The sequence below is a fragment of the Acuticoccus kandeliae genome, assembly GCF_003073115.1.
The window spans coordinates 1-304 of record NZ_QBBV01000159.1; the positions used below are offsets into that span (position 1 = coordinate 1).

Here is a 304-nt window from a genome sequence, read left to right on the forward strand (position 1 = left end):
CCATCGTCTTGGGCGGAACCCCGCCCAGGCCCCAGGACACGACCTTCGCCAGCGGGCGCAGCCCGAGCTCGGCGGCCTTCTCCGGGCTGGTCACCACGCAGATCGCGGCGCCGTCGTTCTGGCCGGCGGCGTTGCCCGCGGTCACGGTGGCGTCCGGGTCGTCCTTGCCCAGGATCGGGCGCAGCGTCGCCAGCTTCTCGACCGTCGAGTCGGGGCGGACGTGCTCGTCGCGCTCCACGACGGTGTCGCCCTTCCGGCCGGGCACGGTCACCGGGACGATCTCCTCGGCGAACACCCCGGACTC

1 protein-coding gene is annotated in these 304 nt (G+C 74.0%); it reads right to left on the reverse strand.

Annotated elements, in window-relative coordinates:
• Positions 1 to 304 (reverse strand): thiolase family protein (locus DBV35_RS29760; protein WP_483860592.1); only part of this gene is annotated, 304 nt, incomplete at both ends.